The organism is Devosia sp. (assembly GCF_025809055.1).
Lineage (GTDB): Bacteria > Pseudomonadota > Alphaproteobacteria > Rhizobiales > Devosiaceae > Devosia.
The window spans coordinates 467,113-490,793 of sequence record NZ_CP075529.1 but is presented as its reverse complement, the minus strand read 5'-3'; the positions used below and the strand labels follow the sequence as shown (position 1 = coordinate 490,793).

Sequence of the window (23,681 nt, the reverse complement as noted above, 5' to 3'; positions counted from 1 at the left end):
GGTTTTCGTGACCGATAGATAGGCGATTCCGGCTGCAAATGCCAATTTTGCGGGGATTTCACCTGTGGAGAGAATAGGTTCAGTTCTGGATGAGGCGGAGCAGCGTGCAGTCTGGATCGATCAGCGCCCCCACACGCCCACCCCAGGCCTCCTGCCTGGGAGGATGCAACCGTGGCCAGCCCTTATCCTGCTCCGGCAGACCTGCGATGCGGCAGGTCCGGTAAAAAGCGTCCAGATCGTCAAGACGCAGGCAACAGCTGAATGAGCTGGTCGCCGGGTCCAGCTCGGGAAAGGCGAAGAATTCGATCAAGAGATCGCCCCGCCCCAGGATCATCCAGCCATCGTCGCGCCAATGCCGCTCGAAGCCCAGCGCGGCATAGAATTTTTCGGTAACGTCAAAGTTACGGGATGGCAGGTTCGGCGTGGCCAGGTCGGGCATCGTTCAACTCACTGTGCGGCAACGGGCTGTCTGTTCATCTGCCTGAAGCTCGGTACAAAGACGGGCGCCAGTGTGGCGAGAAAATAGAGCGCTGCCGATACGAGCAGACCAGTCTGAATATTGGAACTCTCCACCAGTACGCCAGCATATAGCCCGCCAAATGGCATCAGCGTCCATGCCAGCGCCCCAACCAGCGCGATGACCCGCCCAACCATAGGCCCAGGGATGCGCTCGAACAGGATGGCGCCGATGATCGGGTTGATAAATCCGGCCGCGAACCCGCTGAATACGAAGACGCCGATGACAACCGGCAGCGGCACGCTCAGTGCCAGAAGGACATAGGGGACAGGTCCGGCGCAGATAAAACCCACCGTATAGACAATCAATCGCGGCAATCGGCTGCCGATGGCCGCTGCGATGGCAGCCCCGGCAATGGCGCCACCGGAGAAAGTCGCCAGCAGGATCCCGACCCAGGCCACATCCAGCCCGGATGTCTTGACCCACACCGGCAACAGCACGATGGCATAGGCCTGGTCGAACAGATTTGTGCAAGCGATCATGATCACCAGGCTGACCAGAACCGGGTCGCGCCGCAGCACGCCCCAGCCATCGCGAAAAGCAGTGACATAGCCGGCCGGTGCCGGGCCGGTGGCGCCGGCTGCCCCCGCCACTCCGGCGGGGGGAACCCCGACGGCCAGAATGATACCGGACATTGCAAAGCCGAGCGCGTTGACCAGCAGAGCCGGGACCGGCCCGATGAAGCCGATCAGTGCGGCGCCCGCGGCCGCACCCAATGTGCCGGCCAGCCGGTCACTGGCGCCCATGATGCCGGTGACGCGCTCCAGCGGCACGGCGCAGAGTTTTGCAATATCGGGGGTCAGGGCCTGCTTGGCCGTGTCCGCCGGGGCCCGCAGGGCGCCGATCACGGCCACGGCCGGCAGCAGCGCCCAGACCGAGAGCCATCCGAGCCAGAAACTCAGCGGCACCAGCAATACGGCAATGGTCGACAGCCCGTCGGACCAGATCGCCACGCGCCGCGCGCCGAGCCGGTCGATGAGCGGGCCGGACAGCGCCTTGACCAGCACATAGGGCAGCAATTCGGCAAAGCCGACGAGCCCGGTCAGCACCGGGCTCCCTGTCAGGGTTAGAACCAGCCAGGGTATGGCGATGACCGAGAGGCGCGTGCCGCCGACCGAGAACACCGTCGCGGCAGCCACAGCGGCCAGCGGGCCATGGCGGCTCATGCCCCGCCCTCCTCGTCCCCGGGCCATGGAAAACTGTGCAGGATCACGGTCACCGGCTCCACGCCCTCGGGGTATTCGCCCCCCAGTTCCGGCGCCGCTTCCTTGGCTTCCCAGAGCACCGCCATGAGACGCTCGGTCAGGGCCTTGGCCTGGCCGGGGGTCATGGGGATGATGAAGTCACTGGCAGTCGAAGCTTCACGCCATTGCGGCGACAATTGCATGTGCCGGTCGAGCGCACGTTGCATCTGCGTCGCCTGCCATTGCAACGCCGCCTGCCCAAAGGCCACCGCGGCGTCGACTGCGTCTTCATCGGCGCCGGAGGTCGAGGTGATCGTCGACTCGTGGCTCGCCTTCCACCACCGCTCGCGGGCATTGCCGCGCCCGGCATCCTCCTCGATGAAGCCATGCCGTTCCAATTGCCGCAGATGGTAGCTGGTCGCCCCGGAGTTGAGACCGAGCCGGGCCGCAAGGCTCGTTGCCGTCGCCGGTCCATCGACGCGCAACAGGCCGAGCATACGCATGCGTTGCGGATGCGCCAGGGCCCGCAACGCCATGGCGCCGGGCTCTATCCGGCTGACATTTCGCTTTTCGCCCATGATCGTGCCTCCGCATATTCTGCGGGGCAGACTATATCACAAACGTTTCTTTGCAAACATATGTTTGCAAACTAATCTGGGTGCAGTTTTCGCTTACTGGCAAACCAATGGCGCGTCCAAATCTTGATGTCATCCCGGCGCAGGCCGGGATCCATCTCCGAATGCCAGAATGGCCCCAGACAGCGTTTAGTCTTTAGAATCAACGACCAAGATGCCTTGGCGAATTGGCCGCGCGGGAGCAAGCGAGCCCAAGTTTGGAGTGTCGAGGAACTCTCAGGCCGTGGCCACGTCATCGAACGCCATGCGAGACGCGGCTATATCGGGAATGCTCTCATTGGCCCATTCGATGAGATGACCAAAAGGAACAATCAGCGAATGTCCGAGCGGGGTCAGGCGATATTCAACCGATGGTGGCTTGGTGTCGAACACCTGCCGGGCCACCAGACCGTCGCGCTGCAGATCGCGAAGGGTCTGCGTCAGCATTTTCTGGGAAATGTCGGGAACGTCGCGATGCAGCTGGTTGAAGCGCTTTGCGCCCGAAGCCAGGGTCATCACCAGCAACATGCTCCATTTGTCGCCAATCTTGTCGAGCACGTCCCGTACCGGACAAGGGCCACTGGCAGCGCCTGAGGTCGCCTGGTTCCAGCGTTCGACATAGATTTCGGCAGCGGCCAGGCCAGACTGCATGGACTTACCTCCAGGTAACGTTCGACCGAAAAAGTGCCTCCTTTTCAGCCATGCGGGCAGCGACTAGATAGGCACTTACCATTCGATACTTACTCTCTGCCGTAGCCCAGCGCAAGGCAGGCAATGGTTCGGTCCAGCAAAGGAGTGCCTGATGACCACATTTTCGAACGCCCCCCTTCTCGTCACCGGAGCCTCCGGCAATTTCGGCCGCCTGGCCGTTGAGGAATTGCTGGCGCGCGGTGCAAAGCACGTCGTTGCCGGCACGCGCGATCCGTCCAAGCTCGCCGATCTGGCCGCCCGCGGCGTCGAGATCCGCCGGCTCGACTTTGACGACGCCGCAACCCTTGCCACGGCCTTTGCCGGCATCGAACGCGCCCTGATCGTTTCGACCGATGGCATCGGCAAGCGCGTTGCCCAGCAGACGGCCGCCATCGCTGCGGCCAAGACGGCCGGCGTCAAACACGTGGTCTATACGTCTGCCCCTGCCGCCCGGCCCGATGCCGATGCCGGCCTCGGTGCCGAGCATTTCTGGACGGAGGTGGCGCTTGCCAATTCCGGTCTCGGGTTCACCATCCTGCGTAACCACATGTATGCGGAAAACAATCTCATGGACGGCCCGGGCGCGGCCGCGAGCGGGCAGCTTTTCGGCCTCGTCGGCGACAGGGGCACCAGTTATGTCGCCCGCATCGATGCGGCCCGCACCGCCGCCGGGGCCCTGCTCACTGCCGAAGGCAACACGGTTGAAGACGTCACCGGCCCTGCACCGGTCGGGAACAGCGAACGCGCTGCCCTCTTCGCAGAAGTATCGGGCAAGTCCGTCACGCTCGTCGCACTCGCCCCGGCCGACCTCAAGGCCGGCATGGTTGCTTCCGGCCTGCCGGAAGGCTTTGCGGAGGCCCTTGTGGCTTTCCAGCGCGATGCGGTGACGGGCCACCACGGCGTCGTGACATCGGTGGTCGAGAAATATTCCGGCCGCAAGCCACAGGCCTTTGCCGATTTCATCCGCACGCAAGCGGCCGCCTTCGGCAACTAGGCGTTCACCCTTAGACTGAACCATCGCCTTCATCGCCCCCTCTCCCCTCGGGGGAGAGGGATGGGGTGAGGGGTGAATGCCTCTCGGCAAACACGTGAGTGTGAACCCCTCATCCGGCGCTTCGCGCCACCTTCTCCCCTCAGGGGAGAAGGGAAAGGCTCCGTCGTTTCAATCCTATCGTGAAGTGGTCTAAGCGTTCACCCCGCGGCCCAGCCGTTATGGCCCGCCTTCCCCGATGTCATCCCGGCGCAGGCCGGGATCCATCTCCGGATCTCTGGCAAGCACCGGACGGAGCTTGCTCTCTGCCCCCCAAACGCACCCGGCCAGTGGCAACACTGTCGCCTTGATGCCACATTCATGCCGGATCGCCCGCCACAAATCGGCGGGCGGTCCGCGTAAACTGGACGCAAGCCCTGTAAACCCGTAGTAAAACGGCCCTGTTGCGGCCCAACGGGGGAGTCGGGTTCTGGTGTCGTCTGATTCTATTTTTAAGCGCGTGATCGACCGCATTGTTTACAAGCGCTCGATTGGGTTCGGACTTGAATATGTCGGCCTGACCACACTTCGCTTTCCCCGCATCATGGCTCTGGCGGTGCTCGCCTTTTCGATCCTGGCGCTGTGGCAGGTGCCGCGCGCCAATGTCGATGGCGATTTGCTGCGGGTCTATGCCCATTCCGGCCGCCACTACGACGCCTACGAAAAGCTGTCGCAGACCTTCGGCACCTTCGAGAACGACATCTATGTTCTGGTGAACTCGCCGCGGCTCGTCGACCCTGAGATCATCGAGCAGGTTCGCAACCTCGCGTTCGATCTCGAGCTCAGCGACTACGCCGTGGGCACCATGTCGCCCTTCACCCTGCGCAAGCCGGATGGCAGCGGCGGCTCGGTGCCGGCCGTACCAGAAGGGATGCAGACAGGAGACGAAGTCGCTTTTGCCCTCATGGATCTTCAGCAGAACGATCCGATGATGCGCAATCTGATCACGCCCGATCTCGATGGCGTGGTGCTCATCCTCTTCCCCAATCAGGATATGGTGCGCGCCGATGGCGCCAAGGCCATGATCGATAACCTCCGAGCCACCATTGCGCCCTATCAGGGTGGCGAATTGAGCATCGAGATCACCGGTCCGCCCGTGTGGACCTCGGAGATGCTCAATGCCGCCGTCGACGACCAGATCAAGTTCACCATTTACGGGTTTGGCCTGGGCGCGCTCATCGCCCTCTTCGCCCTGCGCTCCCTGCCCGGCGCCATCCTGGTCGCCACCACGCCGTTCATTGCCGTCATGTGGTCCATCGGCACCATCCTGATGCTGTTCGGGTCCTTCTCGTTCCTCACCATCATCGTCACCACCCTGGTGCTGGTGATGGCCTTTGCCGAATCCATGTTCTTCGTCTTCAACTGGCTGGCCTATTGGCGCGACGGCATGGAGCCGCACAAGGCCGTGGATGCGACGCTGAAGCTGGTCGGCCCGGCAACGTCGCTGACGACGCTCACCACCATCGTTGCCTTTGCCTCTCTCTACTTCTCGCCGGGTCAGGGCGTGCAGGAATTTGCGCTGGCCGGCATTGCCGGTTGCGTCATCATGTTCCTGTGCCTGATGACCGTCATGCCCCTGCTGCTCAAGGCTGCGCTGCGCTTGGGTTTCAAGCTGCCCAAGGCACCCAATTTCGCCCTCAATGCCCCGGTTCCGGCGGCGCTGGCCCTGGCGACCCGCTTCGGCCGGCCGATCGCCGTCCTGGCCATCGTGCTGACCATCGCTCTGATGATCCCCGCCTGGCTCATCCAGCCCCGTTTCTCCTTTGAAGACTACATGACCAAGGATTCCTCGGCCCTGATGGCGGCCGAGAGCATCGACCAGGGCGTGGGCGGCGTGGCGCCGATCTATGTGCAGGTGCCGCTCAAGGAAATGGACCCCAATGTGGGCCCGGAAGATTTCGAGACCATTCGCAAGGTTCACGACATCGTCGAGTCCGAGCTGGGCGAGAACAAGGTCATCTCCGCAGCCAGCCTCACCAATTACACCGAAAGCGGCTTTACCCGCGAAGAGGTGTTCAACGCCGTCGGCCCGTTCATGCGCAAGCGCTTCGTCACCGACGATGGCGGGCAGGCCCTGGTCACCGGCTTCATGCCCACCATCGTCGAAAGCCAGGCGCTCAAGGATACCGTGGCCCGTATCGAAAGCCGCATTGCGGCCGAGGGGATCGGCGAAGTCGAGGTCGGCGGATTCCGCGTGCTGACCACATTCGCCACCGACGACATCGTCACATCGCTGCAGATCTCACTGGCCACCAGCATCGTGCTCAACCTTGTCCTGATCGGGCTGGCCTTCGGCTCCTGGCGCGTCGGCCTGGTCTCGGCCATTCCCAACATGTTTCCGATCCTGGGCACGATCGCCTGGCTGTGGTTCAGCCATGGCGGCCTGCAGCTCACCACCATGCTGGCGCTGACGATTGCCTTTGGCGTGGCCGTCAACGACACCATTCACATGCTGTCGCATTACGTGCACGGCCGCCGCGAGGAACATCGCGCCCATATCGACTCGGTGCGCCACACCATGAGCCGTATCGGCGGGGCCATTGTCGCCACCACCGTGATCCTGTGCGCCGGCACCATCATCGTTGCCTTCTCCGATCTGCCGCAGGTCGCCCTGTTCGGCACGCTGTTCGTTCTGTCGCTGGTGCTGGCGCTGGTCGGCGACCTCTTCATCCTGCCGGCTTTGCTGGTGGCGGGGGGGGCATTTTTCGACACGCTGTCGCGCCTCAAGGTGCAGACGGCCGACCATGTGGCCACGCCGGACGATCCGACCGGAGACACCAGCACGGGCCGGCCGGGCACCACATCCATGTGATGCGCAGCCGCTTGCCTGAAAGGGGCGGAAAAGGCTACATTTTCGCGCTGATTCAATGTCAATTTCGGGTGGGGCGGCGCGCCGCAGCCATGCCGGGGACGAACCTGCCGGGGGGCATGTTCTGTATTCTAGGAGGCGCAACGCCATGACGAAATTCGGACCCCTGACCCGTGCTGGCGCACTGGCAGGTCTCCTGCTGACTGCATTCGCCGCCGGCCCAGGTCCGGCCATGGCCGCTCCGGCCGACGTCGCCCTGCTCAAGTCCTATATCGGGGACTGGCGCGGGCGCGGCACGCTGGTGGGGGCCAGCACGGAATCGGTCGTCTGCCGCCTGGCCCTGACCCAGGGCAACCAGGACAAGGTCAATTACAACGGCCGCTGCACCATGGCCGGGACCAATCTGTCCGTTGCCGGCACCATGGCCTATATCGATCAGAGCCGGCGCTTCGAGGCGGCCATGACCTCCAATGCCACGTTCAGCGGCATCGCGGTCGGCCAGAAGCGCGGCAACAACCTCATCTTCAACCTGCGCGAACGCACGCCGGATGAAGAAGGCAAGGACATGAACATTTCGGCCCAGATCGTGCTGGCCGGTGACGCCATCAAGGTCGTCTTCGAAGTCGTTTACGTCGAATCCGGCGACAGCCTGCGCGCCGAAGTGCCCTTTTCGCGCTGATCGGCGACACATTGAACCAGGCGGCTTCGGCCGCCTTTTTCTTTTCTATTACATTGTCTTAACGGGCGCTGGTTAGGCTGTGCGGCGGAGAATAGCCCATGCCTCAGTCGTCCATTCGCGCTTCATCGTCCCTTCTTGACGCGCAGACGATGTTTGCATCGTTTTCGGAAGCGTTTTTGGCTCGCCTGCGCGCCTGTTCGGGTGTGGCGGCCTGTGGGCTCATGCGCGCCGATGGCAGCTGGATCGGCTCCCTGGGCATGCCGGCACGTCCGGAATTGAAGCTGCTGACAGCCATTGGCCAGGTCGTTCATGGGCCGGGCGGCCGCGCCGGCAAGCTGTCGGTCATCGTCCCCGTGCCGGCGCTCGATATGGCCACGCCACTCTGGCTGGTGCTCTGGGACAACAGGCGGTGGCGGCCGCGCGATGCCAACATGCTGCTGGCGCGCACCACCGAACTTGTGACGCACGCAACCTTTGCGCGGCTGCGCCAGGCCGATCAGCGGCGCCGGTCCATTTTCGACCGTGCCTCGGCAACGGCGCAGATCGGCGCCTGGTCGTGCAGCCTGCCCGATGAATCCCTGATCTGGACCAATGGCGTCTATGACCTGTTTGAATTGCCGCGCGAATCCGAAGTCCGGCGCGAGCAGATCCTTGAAATGTACGAACCCGCTTCCCGCACGCTCATGCAGAAGGCGCGCGCCGATGCCATAGCCAATCTGGGCGAATTCACCATCGATGCGGAGATCGTCACCCCCTCGGGCCGCCACAAGTGGATCCGCATCACGGCGGCGGTCGAAAGCCAGGATGGCCGCGCGACCAGTATTTTCGGCATGAAGCGCGATGTCACCATAGAGCGCCAGCTGGCGGCGCAGACCCGGGAACTGGCCGAAACCGACAGCCTGACACGGCTTGCCAATCGCAGCCTGTTCCAGCAGCGGCTCGACGACCTTTGCCACCCCGATCAGGCGGCGCGCAACTGCGCCCTGCTCCTGCTCGATCTGGACAAGTTCAAGCAGGTCAACGACACGCTCGGCCACGCCTCCGGCGATGCGTGCCTGGTGGAAACAGCGCGCCGGCTGCGCGATGTCTGCCCGCGCCAGGCCACCATTGCCCGCATTGGCGGCGACGAATTTGCCATCGTGCTGCAGCAAACCGACCAGGCCGCGCTCGAGCACCTGTCCCATCAGCTGGTTCAGACCTTCGCCAGACCCTTTGTCCTGGGTGGCCAATCGATCAAGCTGGGCGCCTCGCTTGGCCTGGCGCGGCGCGGCGGCGAGGATGCCGACACCCTTTATCGCAATGCGGATTCGGCGCTCTATGCCGCGAAATCAGCCGGTCGCGGCACCTGGCGGCAATTCGCCGCCTAGGTCGGCGAAGCTCGCGCCGATCAGAACGGGATATCGTCGTCCATGCCGCCGGGCTCGAAGGCCGGGGCATTGCTGGAGGGCCGGCGCCCGCCGCCATTGCCGCCCGAATTGTCACGGACGCCACGGAAGCCACCATCGTCATTGCCCCGGAAGCCGCCGCCGGCGTTGTCGCCGTCATTGCGGCCATCGAGCAGGGTCAGGTTGGAGTTGAAACCCTGCAGCACGACTTCGGTCGAGTATTTGTCCTGGCCTGACTGATCCTGCCATTTGCGGGTCTGCAGCTGGCCTTCAAGATAGACCTTGCTGCCCTTGCGCAGATAGCTTTCGGCGACCCGGGTCAAGCCCTCCGAAAAGATCACCACGCGGTGCCACTCGGTCTTCTCGCGGCGTTCACCGGTGTTCCTGTCCTTCCAGCTTTCCGACGTCGCGACGCTCAGATTGACCACCTTGCCGCCATTGGGCAGGTTGCGCACTTCCGGGTCCGCACCCAGATTGCCCACCAGAATGACCTTGTTCACGCTGCCAGCCATGGCACCATTCCTTCCAATTCAGCCCCGGTCTGCGCGGTCGCGGGGCGCTTCCTGTTCATGCTGCGTCTTTCCGGGCCCGGCGCGCCCATCCGCATGGCGCGCAGCATAGTCCTTTCCGAACGGCTTGGCCGGGGGAAAAGCAGTTTTGAACATATTCGTTTGTTCTTCTTATGTTCTAATCTGATCGGCGTCAATCCCGCCCGCGCAGATCGCCGGCTCTAATCGCGTGCGGCCTGGATCACAGCCCTGATATCGGTGACCTGCGCTTCGGTGAGCACCCGCTTTGGCAGGATCTGGTAGTTGTAGTCCGAGAGGAAGAACAGGAACTGTTCCTTGCCCTCGGCCCATTTCACATAGTCCGCCCAGGGCAGATTATTGCTCAGCCCTTCTGTTTCGGCCCGAAAATGCGTGTCGGTCCAGCTCATGGTCAGCGGACGGCGGAGCGTGGCGTCCTGCGCGAAGCGCCGCCTGATGACCATAGGAAGGCTGATCAGCGGCAGGACGGTCGGTGCCACCACTGCAGCGGTGGTGGCGATCAGCAAGGCGATCGGCAGAATGCCTAGCAGGTCATAGCGCCCCGGCCGCGCCAACATGAATATGCCGATGACGATGATCAGTGCCGCCAGCCACAGCAGTCCGAGCCGGATCATCGTGCGCCGTTGGCTGAGACTGAAAAACACCGCCCGGCGGCCTGCGCTCATCAGGTCATCCTTGCTCATGGTGAAAGTCGTGCTGCGATCCATTCCTGCTCCTGTCGCGCTAACGCCCTGTCGGTCAATGCCGATTGCCACATGGTCATGTCCAGACTTGGGCCCGGCAATCCCCTCCTGACTCCTCCTGTCAGCAGGTCTGCGTAAACCCGGCTTGACCGACTCCCTCATGTTCTGGTTACGTTCACTGATGAGGCGGTGAGTTGACTTGCGGGCCATCCGTCGAAGCCCTATCTCTTGGCCTTCGCCTGCCGCCCTCCCCGCGCGACACGCATATGGACCGAAAATGACCGACAAGCCCAGCCTCAACTGCGAAATCGTCGTGCGCGGCGCCCGCGAGCACAATCTCAAGGGCATCGACGTCAAGCTGCCGCGCGACAGCCTGATCGTGATGACGGGGCTTTCCGGCTCGGGCAAGTCGTCTCTGGCGTTCGACACGATCTATGCCGAAGGCCAGCGGCGCTATGTCGAATCCCTGTCTGCCTATGCAAGGCAGTTCCTGGAAATGATGCAGAAGCCCGATGTCGAGCACATCGAGGGGTTGTCGCCCGCCATTTCCATCGAGCAGAAGACCACCTCGCGCAATCCGCGCTCGACGGTCGGCACCGTTACGGAAATCTACGATTATCTGCGCCTGCTTTATGCACGCGTCGGCATTCCCTATTCGCCCGCCACGGGCCTGCCCATTGAAAGCCAGACCGTCAGCCAGATGGTCGACCGCACCCTGGAGCTCGAAGACGGCACCCGTCTTTACCTCCTTGCGCCCATCGCGCGCGGCCGCAAGGGCGAGTTCAAGAAGGAATTGGCCGATCTGATGCGCAAGGGCTTTCAGCGCGTCAAGATCGATGGCGAGTATCACGAAATCGAGGATGCCCCGGCCCTCGACAAGAAGTTCAAGCACGACATCGAGGTCGTGGTGGACCGGTTGGTCATATCCCGGGATATTTCCGGCCGCCTGGCCGAAAGTTTCGAGACCGCGCTGAAACTGGCCGAGGGCATCGCCCTCATCGAGTTCGCCGACGAAAAAAACGAGGACGGCACCCCGCGCCAGATCACCTTCTCGGAAAAGTTCGCCTGCCCGGTTTCCGGCTTCACCATAGCCGAGATCGAGCCGCGCCTGTTCTCCTTCAACAATCCCTTCGGCGCCTGCCCGGTCTGCGATGGTCTGGGCACCGAGCAGAAGATCGATCCCGATCAGGTCATTCCCGATGCCACCCTGTCCCTGCGCGACGGGGCCATCCTGCCCTGGTCCAAGACCAGTGCACCCTATTACCAGCAGACCCTGCAGGCCGTGGTGAAGCATTTCGGGGCCTCGACCGGCACCGCCTGGAACGAGCTGCCGCTCGATGTGCAGCACGCCGTTCTCTACGGCACCGACAAGACCAAGATCGACTTCGTCTATGACGATGGCCTGCGGCAATACAAGACGTCCAAGGTCTTCGAGGGCGTCATCGGCAATCTTGAGCGGCGCTACAAGGAGACCGAGAGCGCCGGCATGCGCGAGGAAATCGAGAAATACATGTCGGCCAAGCCCTGCGTAGCCTGCGGCGGCTACCGGCTGAAGCCGGAATCGCTGGCGGTCAAGATCGATGGCCTGCATATCGGTCAGGTCACCGAACAGTCGATCCGCCAGGCCTCGCAGTGGTTCAATGATCTATCCGGCAAGCTCAATGCCACCCAGAGCCAGATCGGCGAACGCATCCTCAAGGAAATTCGCGAGCGCCTGAAATTCCTCAACGATGTCGGGCTCGAATATCTGTCCATGTCGCGCAATTCGGGCACCCTCTCGGGCGGCGAGAGCCAGCGCATTCGTCTCGCCAGCCAGATCGGCTCGGGCCTGACCGGCGTGCTCTACGTGCTCGACGAGCCCTCCATTGGCCTGCATCAGCGCGACAATGCGCGCCTGCTCGAAACGCTGCAGCGCCTGCGCGACCTGGGCAATACCGTCATTGTGGTTGAGCACGACGAGGATGCGATCCTGACTGCGGACTATGTCCTCGACATTGGCCCGGGTGCCGGCGTCAATGGCGGGCGCATCGTCGCCGAGGGCACGCCGCAGGATATTCTCAACCACCCCGATTCCCTGACCGGCAAGTATCTCTCCGGCCGCATGGGCATTCCGCTGCCGGCCGAGCGGCGCGAGGGCAAGGCGGGCAAGACGCTTTCGGTTCGTGGCGCCACCGGCAACAATCTCAAGAATGTGTCCGTCGACGTGCCGCTCGGCATGTTCGTGGCCATCACCGGCGTTTCCGGCGGCGGCAAGTCGACCCTGATGATCGACACAATGTATCAGGCCATCGCCCGGCGTCTGAACGGCGCGCGCGTGGTCCCTGCCCCGCATGAAAGCCTGACGGGTCTCGAATATCTCGACAAGGTCATCGACATCGACCAGTCCCCCATCGGCCGCACGCCGCGGTCCAATCCGGCCACCTATACGGGGGCCTTCACGCCGCTGCGTGAATGGTTCGCCAGCCTGCCGGAAGCGAAAACCCGTGGTTATGGGCCAGGCCGCTTCTCGTTCAACGTCAAGGGCGGGCGCTGCGAGAAGTGCGAGGGCGATGGCGTCCTCAAGATCGAAATGCACTTCCTGCCCGACGTTTACGTCACCTGCGACGTCTGCAAGGGCAAGCGCTACAATCGCGAGACACTGGAGGTCCAGTTCAAGGGCAAGTCGATTTCCGACGTGCTCGACATGACCATCGAGGAAGGCGTCGAGTTCTTCTCGGCCGTCCCGGTCATTCGCGATAAGCTGGCGACGCTGCAGCGGGTCGGGCTGGGCTATGTCAAGATCGGCCAGCCGGCCACGACGCTCTCGGGCGGCGAGGCGCAGCGCGTAAAACTCTCCAAGGAGCTGTCCAAGCGCGCCACTGGCCGCACGCTCTACATGCTCGATGAGCCGACAACCGGCCTGCATTTCCACGATGTGGCCAAATTGCTCGATGTGCTGCACGAGCTGGTCGAGGGCGGCAATACCGTGGTGGTCATCGAGCACAATCTTGAGGTCATCAAGACCGCGGACTGGATCATCGACATGGGCCCCGAAGGTGGCGATGGCGGTGGTGAAGTTGTTGCCATAGGCACGCCCGAGGAAGTGGCCGCCAATCCGCACTCGCATACCGGCAGCTTCCTCAAGGAAGTCATGGCCCGCCGCCCGGAATACGCCACGCGCGCCGCCGAGTAAGCCATTTCGATCACGTTTTTGGGCCGGCGCCTAAGGGGCGCCGGCCTTTTCACGTGGTTCGCGCCAAGTGCTGACAATGCGCTAACGCCAAGGCCGGGTGGTGAAAGCCGTGCAATATCATCTGCTTAACAGATGGGCATTGCCAAAAAACAGGCAATTGCGACGGTAGGATGAAATCGTCATGCATGGAGTGCATGATGCTGTTGACGTATAGGTCATGGACCCCTGGGCCAAATCGCGGCATCTTCGCCGCCGTGCTGCAACAGCAACAGGGAAATTGGACCCATGTTTGTACGAGCCGTCTGGCGCATCAAGCGCCTTGTCGACATCAGGCAGACTTTGCGGGAGATGGATGTTCCCTCTACGCGAGATGCCGACCTATTGGGGATTTCCGGCCCGGACTTCTCCAAAATGACGCGGTCCCTTTTTGACCGCTGAGCCTTTTCCGTCCGACCAGCTCTGCAATGGCCGCCAGTTTGCCCGCTGGCGGCCATATCCATGCCACGAGCCTTAACGGTGGATGAACGAGCGCCGTGAAAGCCCTGCAAATATCGCATAGCTTCTTTGATCAATCTCGATCTGCTCACTCGGCTTGGTGAGGCCTATATGTCTTCTCGTAAACGAACAGGAGATTTCCGATGGACATCCGCAAGACTTTCAAGAAATGGGCCGCCTACCAGCAGACCGTCCGTGAGCTCGCCGCTCTCGACAACCGTCAGCTCAACGATCTGGGCATCGCACGCACCGACATCAGCCGTGTTGCTCGCGATCATGCCAACTCGCTCTGATCTCGCCGGCTCAACGACCACGTTCCGAACACCCGCATCTCTCTGAGACGCGGGTGTTTTCTTTTCTGCCGCCCGCCCAATCCGGCTTTCAAGTTGCACGCCGCATCGGCGCTTGATATCTGCGCGCCATGTCACACGAACCCATTCACATCATCGGCGGCGGTCTCGCCGGTTCGGAAGCCGCCTGGCAGGCTGCGGAGGCCGGTGTCCCGGTCATCCTGCACGAAATGCGCGGAATCAGGGCCACCGACGCGCATCAGACCGACGACCTGGCGGAACTCGTCTGTTCCAACTCCTTCCGCTCCGACGACCACGAGCAGAATGCTGTTGGGCTTTTGCACGAGGAAATGCGCCGCTGCAATTCCCTGATCATGCAGGCCGCAGACCGGCACAAGCTGCCCGCCGGCGGCGCACTGGCGGTCGACCGCCACGGCTTTTCGGCCGACGTGACGCAGGCGATTGCCAATCATCCCAATATCACGGTCCTGCGTGAGGAAATCGCGGGTTGGCCGCCGGCTGAGTGGAAGCATGTGATCATTGCCACCGGCCCCCTCACCTCTCCGGACATGGCCGCGGCTATCCTGGCCAAGACCGGCGAGGACGCGCTGGCCTTTTTCGATGCCATCGCGCCCATCGTGCATTACGACAGCATTGATCACGATATCGCCTGGATGCAGTCGCGCTATGACAAGGCCGGCCCAGGCGGCACAGGCGCCGACTATCTCAACCTTCCCATGGACCGTGACCAGTATTACGGCTTCGTCGAGGCGCTGAAGACCGCACCGCTGCATGAATTCAAGGATTGGGAAAAGGTCCCCTATTTCGATGGCTGCCTGCCTATCGAAGTCATGGCGGAACGCGGACCGGAAACGCTGCGCCACGGACCGATGAAGCCTGTCGGCCTCACCAATCCGCGCAATCCCACGGTCAAGCCCTACGCCATCGTCCAATTGCGGCAGGACAATGCGCTGGGCACGCTGTGGAACATGGTCGGCTTCCAGACCAAGATGCGCTACGGCATCCAGACCGATATTTTCCGTATGATCCCGGGCCTGCAAAACGCCCAGTTTGCGCGGCTCGGCGGCCTGCACCGCAATACTTTCATCAACTCGCCCAAGGTTTTGGCGCCCAATCTTCAACTCAAGGCTGATCCGCGCATCCGCTTTGCCGGTCAGGTCACCGGCGTCGAAGGCTATGTCGAAAGCGCCGCGCTCGGCCTGATCACCGGCCGCCTGACTGCCGCCGAGGCCAAGGGCGGAGTCTTGTCCATCCCGCCCGCCACCACGGCGTTCGGCGCGTTGATCGGGCACATTACCGGCGGTCACATCGAGGCCGAAAGCTATAGCGGCGCCCGCTCCTTCCAGCCCATGAACGTCAATTTCGGGCTCTTCCCGGAGGTGACGATCACCAAGCCGGAAGGCGTCAAGCGCTGGCGCGGCCCGGAAAAGACCATAGCCAAGCGCCGTGCCATCACCAGCCGGGCCCTGGAAGACCTCAAGGCCTGGGCATGACCCCGGACGCGCTGGCCCACTATCTTCACCAGACCATCCCGCTGGCGCGGGCCATGGCGGTGGAGGTCGGTGAGGTCAGCGATGGTATGGTCGCCCTGCGCGCCCCGCTGCCACCCAATCTCAACATGCATGGCACCATGTTCGGCGGCAGTATCGCCACGTTGGGCCTGTTGGCCTGCTGGTCGGTTCTCCACCTGCGCCTCGTGGACCAGGACATTGCCGCGCAACTGGTGGTGCATCGCAGCGAAACGGAATTTCTCCGTCCCGTGGCCGGGATTGCCGAGGCCAGGGCCCATCTGGCCCCTGCCCTGTGGCCGGATTTCGCCACGACGCTGCGGCGCCGTGGACGCGCCCGGATGGCGCTGACATCCGAAATGCGAAGCGGCGATCAACTGGTCGCGCGATTTTCCGGGCAATTCGTTGCCCTGGCCGAGATTTAGCGCCGGTTCTGCCAGGTCCACCAGGCAAGCCGCGCGATTTTGCGCCAATCCGGTTCATCGCCCGGCGGCGCGAAGGGATTTGCCGAATTGCGCTGCCAGGCAGTCAGCTGGTGCTCGACCAGGGCCAGTGACCCAAATGCCGGCCGCAGCGCGCCCGGCAGCGACGCGATGGCTGCCCGGGCCTTGTCCAGATGACCGGATGCCAGCTCGGCGATCTGCCCAAGGGCCGCCTGCAACCCCTCGCTGTCTTGCCCGCGAAACAGTTCTGTCTCGCGCACGCCATTGGCCTCGAGAATAGTCCAGGGCAGCATGACGCGACCCTGCGCCGAGACGAAACCCAGGGCGCGCAGGTGTCCGGTCAATGCCTGAGCGACGCCAAGATGCCCCGCCGCATCGCCCGGCTCGACCGTTTCGCCACCATTGAGGATCATGGCCGAAAGCTGCAGCAGGGTTGATGCGGTTTCCCCGGCATAGCCCTCAAATGTCTCGAGATCGGGCATGGGATCGTCGTAAAGGTCGAAGCGCCTTGCGCCCAGCAGTCTCTGCAGGGTCCCCGGAGGCAGTCCAAAGCGGTCCATCGTTTCGAGCAGCGCATCGGCAAGCGGGTTCTGGCGGACCTCGCCATGGCCTTCCCCGGACAGCGCGTCATTCCACCATTGCAACCGGATCTCTCCCGGCTGCGGGCCGGATACGCGATCGCGGATCGTGGCGACATCGGCGTTGAAGGCCAGAATTGCCGCCACATGCGGGCGCGCCTCGGCCGGCAGAACCAGGGTCGACAGGTAACGATCGCGGTCGGTACGGCGCAGATAGTCCGTGGCGAAGTCGTGGCTGGTGCCCGCCATCACCGCGCCTTCTCGACGGCGATCAATGCGGCGGCGACTGCGCGATCCTCGGCCAGCAGCACATTATAGGTGCGCACCGCGCCCCCTGTCTGGGTTGGCTCGACGATGACGCCGCGCTCGCGAAAAGCCGTCCGGATGGCCGGATCGATCGCCACGATGTCGGTGCCCAGCCCGATCAGCAGCACATCGATCGTGTCGGCCAGGTCCAGTACCGGCTGCAAGGACGCCATGGTGAGCCCCACCGTGTTGGCAACCGGCCAGGCGCTCATCCCGGTGGGCAGGCAGAGCAGCGAGCCCCGATGCGACATTTCGGCAAAGCGAAAACCGCCATTGCCATATGCATCGATGCCGACCTGCCGGGGGAAGTGGCCACCGTTTTCCGCGTGTTCAGCCAATGCGTCGTTTCCGCAGTAGAGGGAACTTCAATCCCGGATCGCGTTGCCCGCAGGCGCGGCCGGCTTCGGTCTAGACCGAAGCCCCATCCGCGGACTTCGCCTTCTTCTTGGCCTGCTCGGCTGCCTCGTCCTCGTCCGATTTCTGCTTGAGGCCGAAATTGATGAGAATGGGGCCATTGATGATGACCGAGGAGTACATGCCGACGAGCGACCCAAAAGTCATGGCGATGGTGAAGCTGCGCAGCGCTTCGCCACCGAAGAACACCAGCGGCAGCAGCGCCAGGAGCAGGGTGAACTGCGTCAAGGACGTCCGCACGATCGTCTGGTTGATCGACAGGTCGATCAGGTCCGGCAGCGGCATCTTGCGATGCTTGCGCAGGTTCTCGCGGATACGGTCGGAGACAACCACGGTTTCGTTGAGCGAAATACCCACAAGGGTCAGCACCGCCGCGATGGAACTGAGATTGAACTCCATTCCCGTCAACGAGAACAGGCCGATGGTCATGATCAGGTCGTGCGACGTTGTGGTCACGGCAGCGATGGCGAACTGCCACTCGAAGCGGAACCAGATGTAGAGCAGGATACAGACCATGGCGATGATAACGGCGATGGTGCCGGTCATGGCCAATTCGCCAGAAACCGTGCCGCTCACCGCCTCTACGCGACGCACTTCGTAGTCGTCCTCGGCCAGGGCCTCCTGAACCTTCTGGACCGCGATCTGGTCGGCGGACTGGCCGCCCTCCTGCGCCTGCACGCGCACCAGAATGTCCTGCGGCGTGCCAAAGCCCTGCACCTGGATTTCGCCCAGTTCGAGACCACTGAGACGTTCGCGCACCTGCCCGACATCGGCCGGGCCGCCGACATGCTGGATTTCGATGGCGGTGCCGCCGACGAAGTCGATGCCGAGGTTGAAGCCCTTGGTGACGGCGGAGCCGATGGAGAGCAGCGACAGGATGATCGACGCGGCGATCACGTAGCGCGAGATCTTCATGAACGGGATCTTGGTCCCATCCGGAATGAAGCGGAATTTCTGGATGTTGAGCGTTTTGGGACGAACGCGCTTGTACCACAGGTTCACCTGGAAGGAGGTGACCGTGTAGGAGGTGAAGAGCGAAGTCAGGATGCCCAGGCCCAGCGTCACGGCAAAGCCCTGGATGGGGCCCGAACCCATGAAATAGAGCACCACGGCCGCAACAAGCTGGGTCAGGTGCGAGTCGATGATTGTGCCCCAGGCGCGCTGGAAACCGGCATTGATCGCCTGCAGCGGTGATTTTCCGGAGGCCTGCTCTTCGCGCATACGCTCGTAGATGAGAACGTTGGCGTCCACGGCCATGCCGATGGTCAGCACGATACCGGCAATGCCCGGCAGGGTCAGGGTCGCCCCCAGGGTCGAAAGCGCCGCAAAGATCAGCACGATATTGAGGATCAGTGAGACATTGGCGAACACGCCCCACACGCCATAGGCGATAACCATGAAGGCGAGCACCAGCACGCTGGCCACGACGCCGGCGGTAAAGCCGGCCTGAATGGAGTCGGCACCGAGGCTGGCGTCGACGGTGCGTTCCTCGATGACATTGAGGCTGGCAGGCAGCGCGCCGGCGCGCAGCAGCACGGCGAGGTCATTGGCCGACGCCGTGGTGAAACTGCCGCTGATCTGACCCGAGCCGCCGGTAATCGGCTGCTGGATCACGGGCGCGGTGATGACCGTGTTGTCGAGCACGATGGCAAAGCGCTGGCCGACATTCTGCGAGGTGATTTCGCCAAAGGTGATGGCGCCGCGAGTGTCGAAGCGGAAGCTCACCACGGGGATGCCGCGCTGCTGGTCATAGGCCGGCTGGGCATCAACCAGGGACTCGCCACCCAGGGCCACGTCCTCATAGAGCAGTTCGCGCGTGCCGTCCTGGCTGGGCAGGATGAACGTGCCCACAGGCAGGCCCTGGGCCTCGGCCTGGTCGGCCGTCATGCCCGGATAGACCATGTGGAACGTCAGGCGCGCCGTCTGGGAAATGATGTTCTTGAGGCGCTCGCTGTCGCCGAAGCCTGGCACCTGCACCATGACGCGCGTGTCGCCCTGGCGCTGGATGGTGGGCTCGGTGGTGCCGAGCTCGTCGATACGCGAGCGGATGACCTCGATGGACTGAGCCACCAGCGCGCTCATGCGCTGGGTGATGCCTTCCTGGGTCAGGCTGACCGAGAGCTTGCCGTCCGCAGCCTCGCCAAAGGCCAGTTCATCCACGCCGGCGCCGGCGCTGAACAGGTTATTGGTGAGGGTGTTCTGCAGACCGCGAATGGCCGTTTCGGCCTGCGGCTTCTGCGTCGGATCGGTCAGTTCAATATAGATGGCGTTGTTGGCTTCGTCGGTCGTCAGCAAGTTGCCGATGCCGTTTTCGTTGGCCAGCACGTTGCGGACGTCGCGGCGCAGATCGGCCAGGCGCTGCGAAACGATGCTGGTGCGATCGACTTCGAGCAGCAGGTGCGAGCCGCCCTGCAGGTCAAGGCCAAGAACCAGTCCAGGCTTGGGCAACCATCCCGGCATCGCATCCTGAACGGATTTCGGCAGGAAATTGGGGGCTGCAAGCAGGATACCCGCGATCGCGACAAAGAGAATGACGAATACGCGGAACGGCGACTGGTTCATAAAAGACGTCCTGAAAAGTCAGAAGGCCGGAGCCCTGGGGCTCCGGCCGGTTCTTGTCGGCCTTAGGCCGGCTTGTTGTCGTTGACCGGCTCGGATTTGGACCGCACATCGGCCACCATGCCGCGCACGACCTTGACCTTCACGCCCTGGGCGACTTCCACTTCCAGGTCCTCGCCGTCGACCGCCTTGGTCACCTTGCCGACGATGCCGCCGGTGGTCACCACGGTGTCGCCACGCCGGATTGCCGAAAGCATGGCCTGCTGGGCCTTCATGCGCTTCTGCTGCGGACGGAAGATCAGCAGCCAGAAAATCAGCACCAGCAAGGCGATCGGCATGAGCTGGATGAAAATGTCAGCCATGCCGCCAGGGGCCCCAACCGCATCCTGAGCATAGGCGGGCGTTACAAACATCAAGCGATCTCCTAATTTTTCTTCTTTTCGAGAATTGGTGCCCCCGGCACGCCGGCTCGGGATATGGACGCAATCAGGCCTGCATGCACTTGCGTCCGGGCCAAAATCGCGCGGACTATACATTTGGGTATGATTGATTGCAAAGCCAATCGGGCCGCCAGGTTGCGGCATAATACACAAGGACGCGACGGGTGAAGACGAAAGACTATCTGGGCCGAATTGCCGAAGCGCTCGAGGCCATCGCCCATTCGATCGGCGAGCGGAATGGCGCCGGCGCATTCGTGCTCGGACCGGAAAATGCCTATCACTGGCAGGGCGAAACCCATTCCCTGTTCCCGGTCCGCCAGGTCAGCCGTGTGCCCCTCGCCATGCTGCGCGGCATCGATCAGGTGCGCGACATCCTGCTTGCCAACAGCGAACAGTTCGCCCGTGGTCACGGTGCCAACAATGCCCTGCTCTGGGGCGCGCGGGGCATGGGCAAGTCATCGCTGGTCAAGGCTATCCACGCCGACATCGAATCGCGCCCGGGCTTCGAGCGCCTGGTGCTGATCGAAATTGCCCGGGAGGATCTCGAAACCCTGCCACAGCTGATGCGGGCCATTTCCGGGCAAGCGGCCCGCTTCATCGTCTTTTGCGATGACCTCAGTTTTGACAGCGGCGAAACCAGCTACAAGTCGCTCAAGACCATTCTCGATGGCGGATTGGAGGGGCGGCCCGACAACGTCTTGTTCTACGCAACGTCCAACCGGCGGCACCTCATGCCGCGCGACATGATCGAGAACGAACGGTCCACAGCCATCAATCCCAGCGAAGCGGTCGAAGAAAAGGTTTCCCTGTCCGACCGGTTCGGCCTGTGGCTCGGTTTTCACAATTCGGATCAGGACACATATCTGGCCATGGTCGCCGGATATGCCGATTTCTATGGCCTGGCTATCAGCCCTGACCAGTTGCGCGCCCGCGCCATCGAATGGGCCGCGACGCGCGGATCACGCTCGGGCCGTGTCGCCATCCAGCTGGTGCGCACCCTGGCGGGCGAGGAAGGCAAGGCGGTCTAAAAACAACAAGGGCCGGTGCACCACGCCCGGCCCTTGTTCTGCTTTGGAGAGTGACAGTTCTTAGCTGGCCAGCAGCGGCACCGGGTCGACCGGCGTCGCGCCCTTGCGCAGTTCGAAATGCAGTTGCGGGCGGGAGACGGAACCGGTTGCACCGACCGTGCCGATCGAGTCACCGCGATTGACATTGGTACCCTTGGCGACGCCCATGTCCTTGAGGTGGGCATAGGCCGAAACGTAGCCATTCGGGTGCCGGATGAGCACGAGATTGCCATATCCTTCCACGCCGGAGCCGACATAGATGACGGTGCCGTTTTCGGCTGCCTTGACCGCCGAGCCTTCCGGCACGTCGATATTGATGCCGGTGCCGCGCGAGGCCGCGAAATCGGTGATGACGCGGCCCGAGACCGGCCAGCCGAACTTGTCATTGCCCGACATGACCGGCTCTGCTGCCGGCGCCGTTGCGACCTGGACCGGCGCAGCCTGCGCGGGTGCAGCCTGTACCGGAGCCGGAGCGGGCGTGGTCGCCACCTGGGCGACCGGCGCACCGGCTTCGGCCGGGCGGGTATTTGGCAGGGTCAGGTTGCCGGCTGCCGGAGCTGTGCTGGCCATCTGCACCGTGGGGCTGCTCGGCGTGCGGATCAGGTCCGAACGGCCGGGAATGATGATTTGCTGGCCAACCACGATCTTGTCCGGTGAGGACAGGCCATTGGCCTGGACGATGGCCTGCGTGGTCACATCGTAGCGGCGGGCGATGGTGTAGAGCGACTCGCCACCGGCAATGGTGTGGGTGTAGCCGTTGGTGTTGGCGGCAGGAGCGGCGGCCGGCACGGCGGAATTGACCGGCAGCGCGGCGCTGGGGGATGTGGCGCCCAGGGCGGCGACAGCCGGCGCAGGCTGCATCGGGGCGAGGGTTTGCTGGGCGGGCATGGCTTGTGAAGCTCCCATTGTCGGCGACGAACTCAATACAGGAAGGTCTTGGGACTGAACGGAGGGCGTGGCCGCCCCCAGTGCGATCGGAGAGGTTCCGACCGGCTGCACATAGCCGGATTGGACGGGTGAAGGCGAAATCGTCTGGCCACCACCCCAGCCCCCTGCAGTATTGGAGCCAAGCGGCGCGGGCGGCAGGAACTGCTGCTCGGCGACCTGCATGGTCGGCGGAGCACCAAGACTGGCCGGCATCGGCTGATTGATGGTAGCGGGGGCGGATTGTGTGACTGAATTGGTCACAGTGGCATCACCGAGCGTGCGACTGCCAAGACTGGAACAACCAGACAATCCAACAGCGGCAACCACAAGACCGGCAACAGCCAGCGTATTCCTGTAGGTCCGCGGGGAGACGCGAATACTCATCGGCTTACTCGTACGCAGGTACTCAACAACTGACTGTGACGCTACGCCGGTAAGGTAAAGACGAGTTTAAAGCCGATGCGATTTGCGTGAAATCGTCATCGGCCGATTCAGGATGGAGTAAGGTTAAGACGCCGTGCCCGTCGCGGGCCTGAATTTAGCCCTCGTGGCGGGGCTTCAGGCTCATCCCTGCAAGGCCTTCCAGGGCCTGTTGGTGCGTCTGTTGCAAGGCAAAGGGCGTGACCGTAATGGCATTGCCGCGCCGCAAGCGCTCGAAATCCGCTTCCGGATCGAGCGGCAGCGGCGTTTCGGGAATGGCCATATAGAAGCCATCGTCGTCGTCGCTCGAATAATACCGGATCGGCGAGCGGGAAAAGCGCTGATGCGCCACGGCGGCCAGTCCGCTGACAGCGTCCGGTTCGCAATAGGGGAAATTGACGTTGTAGAACACGTCGTGCCCGTCATGCGCAGCCAGAATGGCGCGGACCACGTCGGCACCGAAGCGGCTGGCATTGGCCCAGTCGGGCGTATGCGTGATGTCGTAGTTCATCGACTGGCTCATGGCGATGCCGATGGCGCCCTGCAGGACCCCCTCGCGCGCGCCCGCAGCCGTACCCGAACAATTGACGATATCGCCCAGGTTCTGCCCGGCATTGACGCCCGACAACACGAGGTCTGCCGGCCGGTCACCTAGGAGATGCGTCATTCCAGCGACGACGCAATCGGCGGGGGAGCCGCCTTTGACGGCAAAACGCCGATCCCCGCGGGCCTCGAAGGTGAGTTCGCGGCCGAAGGTGAACCGGTGCCCTGCCCCGGATTGATTGCCATCGGGAGCCACGATCCAGACATCGTCGGAAACCGCGTGGGCAATCTCGGCCATGACGGCCAGGCCCGGCGCATCCACGCCATCATCATTGGTGATGAGGATGCGCAGGGCCATC

The 23,681-nt window shown here is 63.1% G+C and carries 21 protein-coding genes; 9 read left to right on the top strand and 12 right to left on the bottom strand.

Annotated elements, in window-relative coordinates; all coding sequences use genetic code 11:
• Window positions 1-79: 79 nt before the first annotated feature.
• From KIT02_RS02360 to KIT02_RS02345, 4 genes are all read right to left on the bottom strand, one after another.
• The gene (locus tag KIT02_RS02360) at window positions 80-439 is read right to left on the bottom strand and encodes a bleomycin resistance protein (RefSeq protein WP_297581788.1); all 360 of its coding nucleotides are present in this window, start codon (window positions 437-439) and stop codon (window positions 80-82) included.
• Window positions 440-447: 8 nt separating this feature from the next.
• Entirely contained in the window at window positions 448-1,683 is a 1,236-nt protein-coding gene (locus KIT02_RS02355) for an MFS transporter (RefSeq protein WP_297581785.1), read from the bottom strand.
• On the bottom strand, window positions 1,680-2,279 hold the full coding sequence (locus KIT02_RS02350) for a helix-turn-helix domain-containing protein (RefSeq protein WP_297581783.1): 600 nt from the start codon (window positions 2,277-2,279) through the stop codon (window positions 1,680-1,682). Before KIT02_RS02350 ends, KIT02_RS02355 begins: the two co-directional genes overlap by 4 nt.
• A gap of 273 nt (window positions 2,280-2,552) precedes the next feature.
• Complete coding sequence (locus KIT02_RS02345) at window positions 2,553-2,966, bottom strand: helix-turn-helix domain-containing protein (protein WP_297581781.1); 414 nt, start codon at window positions 2,964-2,966, stop codon at window positions 2,553-2,555.
• Window positions 2,967-3,117: 151 nt separating this feature from the next.
• Here KIT02_RS02345 and KIT02_RS02340 point away from each other — a divergent pair, with 151 nt between their 5' ends.
• The 4 genes from KIT02_RS02340 to KIT02_RS02325 all read left to right on the top strand — a co-directional run bounded on the left by KIT02_RS02340 (window position 3,118) and on the right by KIT02_RS02325 (window position 8,890).
• Complete coding sequence (locus tag KIT02_RS02340) at window positions 3,118-3,999, top strand: NAD(P)H-binding protein (RefSeq protein ID WP_297581779.1); 882 nt, start codon at window positions 3,118-3,120, stop codon at window positions 3,997-3,999.
• A 469-nt stretch (window positions 4,000-4,468) separates the two neighbouring features.
• Window positions 4,469-6,847 (top strand): efflux RND transporter permease subunit, encoded by a 2,379-nt coding sequence (locus tag KIT02_RS02335; RefSeq protein WP_297581777.1) that lies wholly within the window; start codon window positions 4,469-4,471, stop codon window positions 6,845-6,847.
• A gap of 145 nt (window positions 6,848-6,992) precedes the next feature.
• The gene (locus KIT02_RS02330; protein ID WP_297581775.1) at window positions 6,993-7,523 is read left to right on the top strand and encodes a hypothetical protein; all 531 of its coding nucleotides are present in this window, start codon (window positions 6,993-6,995) and stop codon (window positions 7,521-7,523) included.
• Between the two features lie 176 nt (window positions 7,524-7,699).
• Complete coding sequence (locus KIT02_RS02325) at window positions 7,700-8,890, top strand: diguanylate cyclase (RefSeq protein ID WP_297581773.1); 1,191 nt, start codon at window positions 7,700-7,702, stop codon at window positions 8,888-8,890.
• A gap of 20 nt (window positions 8,891-8,910) precedes the next feature.
• On the opposite strand, the gene ssb is transcribed toward KIT02_RS02325, so the two are convergent.
• Window positions 8,911-9,420, bottom strand: a complete 510-nt coding sequence (gene ssb, locus KIT02_RS02320) for a single-stranded DNA-binding protein (RefSeq protein WP_297581771.1) — start codon at window positions 9,418-9,420, stop codon at window positions 8,911-8,913.
• 218 nt (window positions 9,421-9,638) lie between these two features.
• Window positions 9,639-10,163, bottom strand: a complete 525-nt coding sequence (locus KIT02_RS02315) for a YcxB family protein (RefSeq protein WP_297581769.1) — start codon at window positions 10,161-10,163, stop codon at window positions 9,639-9,641.
• Window positions 10,164-10,416: 253 nt separating this feature from the next.
• On the opposite strand from KIT02_RS02315, the gene uvrA reads away from it, so the two are divergent.
• From uvrA to KIT02_RS02295, 4 genes are all read left to right on the top strand, one after another.
• A complete protein-coding gene (uvrA, locus tag KIT02_RS02310; protein WP_297581767.1) occupies window positions 10,417-13,311 on the top strand; it encodes an excinuclease ABC subunit UvrA in 2,895 nt (964 codons plus the stop codon).
• A 638-nt stretch (window positions 13,312-13,949) separates the two neighbouring features.
• The gene (locus tag KIT02_RS02305; RefSeq protein WP_082903686.1) at window positions 13,950-14,099 is read left to right on the top strand and encodes a DUF1127 domain-containing protein; all 150 of its coding nucleotides are present in this window, start codon (window positions 13,950-13,952) and stop codon (window positions 14,097-14,099) included.
• A gap of 128 nt (window positions 14,100-14,227) precedes the next feature.
• A complete protein-coding gene (gene trmFO / locus KIT02_RS02300; protein WP_297581763.1) occupies window positions 14,228-15,610 on the top strand; it encodes a methylenetetrahydrofolate--tRNA-(uracil(54)-C(5))-methyltransferase (FADH(2)-oxidizing) TrmFO in 1,383 nt (460 codons plus the stop codon).
• Window positions 15,607-16,050 (top strand): YiiD C-terminal domain-containing protein, encoded by a 444-nt coding sequence (locus KIT02_RS02295; RefSeq protein ID WP_297581761.1) that lies wholly within the window; start codon window positions 15,607-15,609, stop codon window positions 16,048-16,050. Before trmFO ends, KIT02_RS02295 begins: the two co-directional genes overlap by 4 nt.
• Here the strand turns inward: KIT02_RS02295 and KIT02_RS02290 are convergent.
• The 4 genes from KIT02_RS02290 to yajC form a co-directional block, all read right to left on the bottom strand.
• On the bottom strand, window positions 16,047-16,895 hold the full coding sequence (locus KIT02_RS02290) for a phytoene/squalene synthase family protein (protein ID WP_297581757.1): 849 nt from the start codon (window positions 16,893-16,895) through the stop codon (window positions 16,047-16,049). The two genes, KIT02_RS02295 and KIT02_RS02290, sit on opposite strands and share 4 nt — an antisense overlap.
• Window positions 16,895-17,290 carry an MTH938/NDUFAF3 family protein gene (locus tag KIT02_RS02285; protein WP_297581754.1) on the bottom strand — a complete coding sequence of 132 codons (396 nt, stop codon included), beginning with the start codon at window positions 17,288-17,290 and terminating at the stop codon, window positions 16,895-16,897. The genes KIT02_RS02290 and KIT02_RS02285 overlap by 1 nt, the downstream gene beginning before the upstream one ends.
• A 70-nt stretch (window positions 17,291-17,360) precedes the next feature.
• Complete coding sequence (secD, locus tag KIT02_RS02280) at window positions 17,361-19,928, bottom strand: protein translocase subunit SecD (protein ID WP_297581751.1); 2,568 nt, start codon at window positions 19,926-19,928, stop codon at window positions 17,361-17,363.
• A 62-nt stretch (window positions 19,929-19,990) separates the two neighbouring features.
• The gene (gene yajC / locus KIT02_RS02275) at window positions 19,991-20,338 is read right to left on the bottom strand and encodes a preprotein translocase subunit YajC (RefSeq protein WP_116590279.1); all 348 of its coding nucleotides are present in this window, start codon (window positions 20,336-20,338) and stop codon (window positions 19,991-19,993) included.
• Window positions 20,339-20,529: 191 nt separating this feature from the next.
• On the opposite strand from yajC, the gene KIT02_RS02270 reads away from it, so the two are divergent.
• Window positions 20,530-21,393, top strand: coding sequence for an ATP-binding protein (locus tag KIT02_RS02270; RefSeq protein WP_297581745.1), 864 nt, complete (start codon window positions 20,530-20,532; stop codon window positions 21,391-21,393).
• Between the two features lie 60 nt (window positions 21,394-21,453).
• On the opposite strand, the gene KIT02_RS02265 is transcribed toward KIT02_RS02270, so the two are convergent.
• Together KIT02_RS02265 and surE are read right to left on the bottom strand one after the other, a co-directional pair.
• Window positions 21,454-22,320 (bottom strand): M23 family metallopeptidase, encoded by an 867-nt coding sequence (locus tag KIT02_RS02265; protein ID WP_297581742.1) that lies wholly within the window; start codon window positions 22,318-22,320, stop codon window positions 21,454-21,456.
• A gap of 577 nt (window positions 22,321-22,897) precedes the next feature.
• Window positions 22,898-23,680 (bottom strand): 5'/3'-nucleotidase SurE, encoded by a 783-nt coding sequence (gene surE, locus KIT02_RS02260; protein ID WP_297581739.1) that lies wholly within the window; start codon window positions 23,678-23,680, stop codon window positions 22,898-22,900.
• Window position 23,681 lies beyond the last annotated feature (1 nt).

Coding starts and splice junctions, on each gene's coding strand:
- KIT02_RS02295 (WP_297581761.1), top strand. CDS start 15,607: ATGACCCCGGACGCGCTGGCCCACTATCTTCACCAGACCATCCCGCTG.
- KIT02_RS02340 (WP_297581779.1), top strand. CDS start 3,118: ATGACCACATTTTCGAACGCCCCCCTTCTCGTCACCGGAGCCTCCGGC.
- uvrA (WP_297581767.1), top strand. CDS start 10,417: ATGACCGACAAGCCCAGCCTCAACTGCGAAATCGTCGTGCGCGGCGCC.
- KIT02_RS02355 (WP_297581785.1), bottom strand. CDS start 1,683: ATGAGCCGCCATGGCCCGCTGGCCGCTGTGGCTGCCGCGACGGTGTTC.
- KIT02_RS02305 (WP_082903686.1), top strand. CDS start 13,950: ATGGACATCCGCAAGACTTTCAAGAAATGGGCCGCCTACCAGCAGACC.
- secD (WP_297581751.1), bottom strand. CDS start 19,928: ATGAACCAGTCGCCGTTCCGCGTATTCGTCATTCTCTTTGTCGCGATC.
- KIT02_RS02265 (WP_297581742.1), bottom strand. CDS start 22,320: ATGCCCGCCCAGCAAACCCTCGCCCCGATGCAGCCTGCGCCGGCTGTC.
- ssb (WP_297581771.1), bottom strand. CDS start 9,420: ATGGCTGGCAGCGTGAACAAGGTCATTCTGGTGGGCAATCTGGGTGCG.
- KIT02_RS02330 (WP_297581775.1), top strand. CDS start 6,993: ATGACGAAATTCGGACCCCTGACCCGTGCTGGCGCACTGGCAGGTCTC.
- surE (WP_297581739.1), bottom strand. CDS start 23,680: ATGGCCCTGCGCATCCTCATCACCAATGATGATGGCGTGGATGCGCCG.
- KIT02_RS02350 (WP_297581783.1), bottom strand. CDS start 2,279: ATGGGCGAAAAGCGAAATGTCAGCCGGATAGAGCCCGGCGCCATGGCG.
- KIT02_RS02345 (WP_297581781.1), bottom strand. CDS start 2,966: ATGCAGTCTGGCCTGGCCGCTGCCGAAATCTATGTCGAACGCTGGAAC.
- trmFO (WP_297581763.1), top strand. CDS start 14,228: ATGTCACACGAACCCATTCACATCATCGGCGGCGGTCTCGCCGGTTCG.
- KIT02_RS02315 (WP_297581769.1), bottom strand. CDS start 10,163: ATGGATCGCAGCACGACTTTCACCATGAGCAAGGATGACCTGATGAGC.
- KIT02_RS02290 (WP_297581757.1), bottom strand. CDS start 16,895: ATGGCGGGCACCAGCCACGACTTCGCCACGGACTATCTGCGCCGTACC.
- KIT02_RS02360 (WP_297581788.1), bottom strand. CDS start 439: ATGCCCGACCTGGCCACGCCGAACCTGCCATCCCGTAACTTTGACGTT.
- yajC (WP_116590279.1), bottom strand. CDS start 20,338: ATGTTTGTAACGCCCGCCTATGCTCAGGATGCGGTTGGGGCCCCTGGC.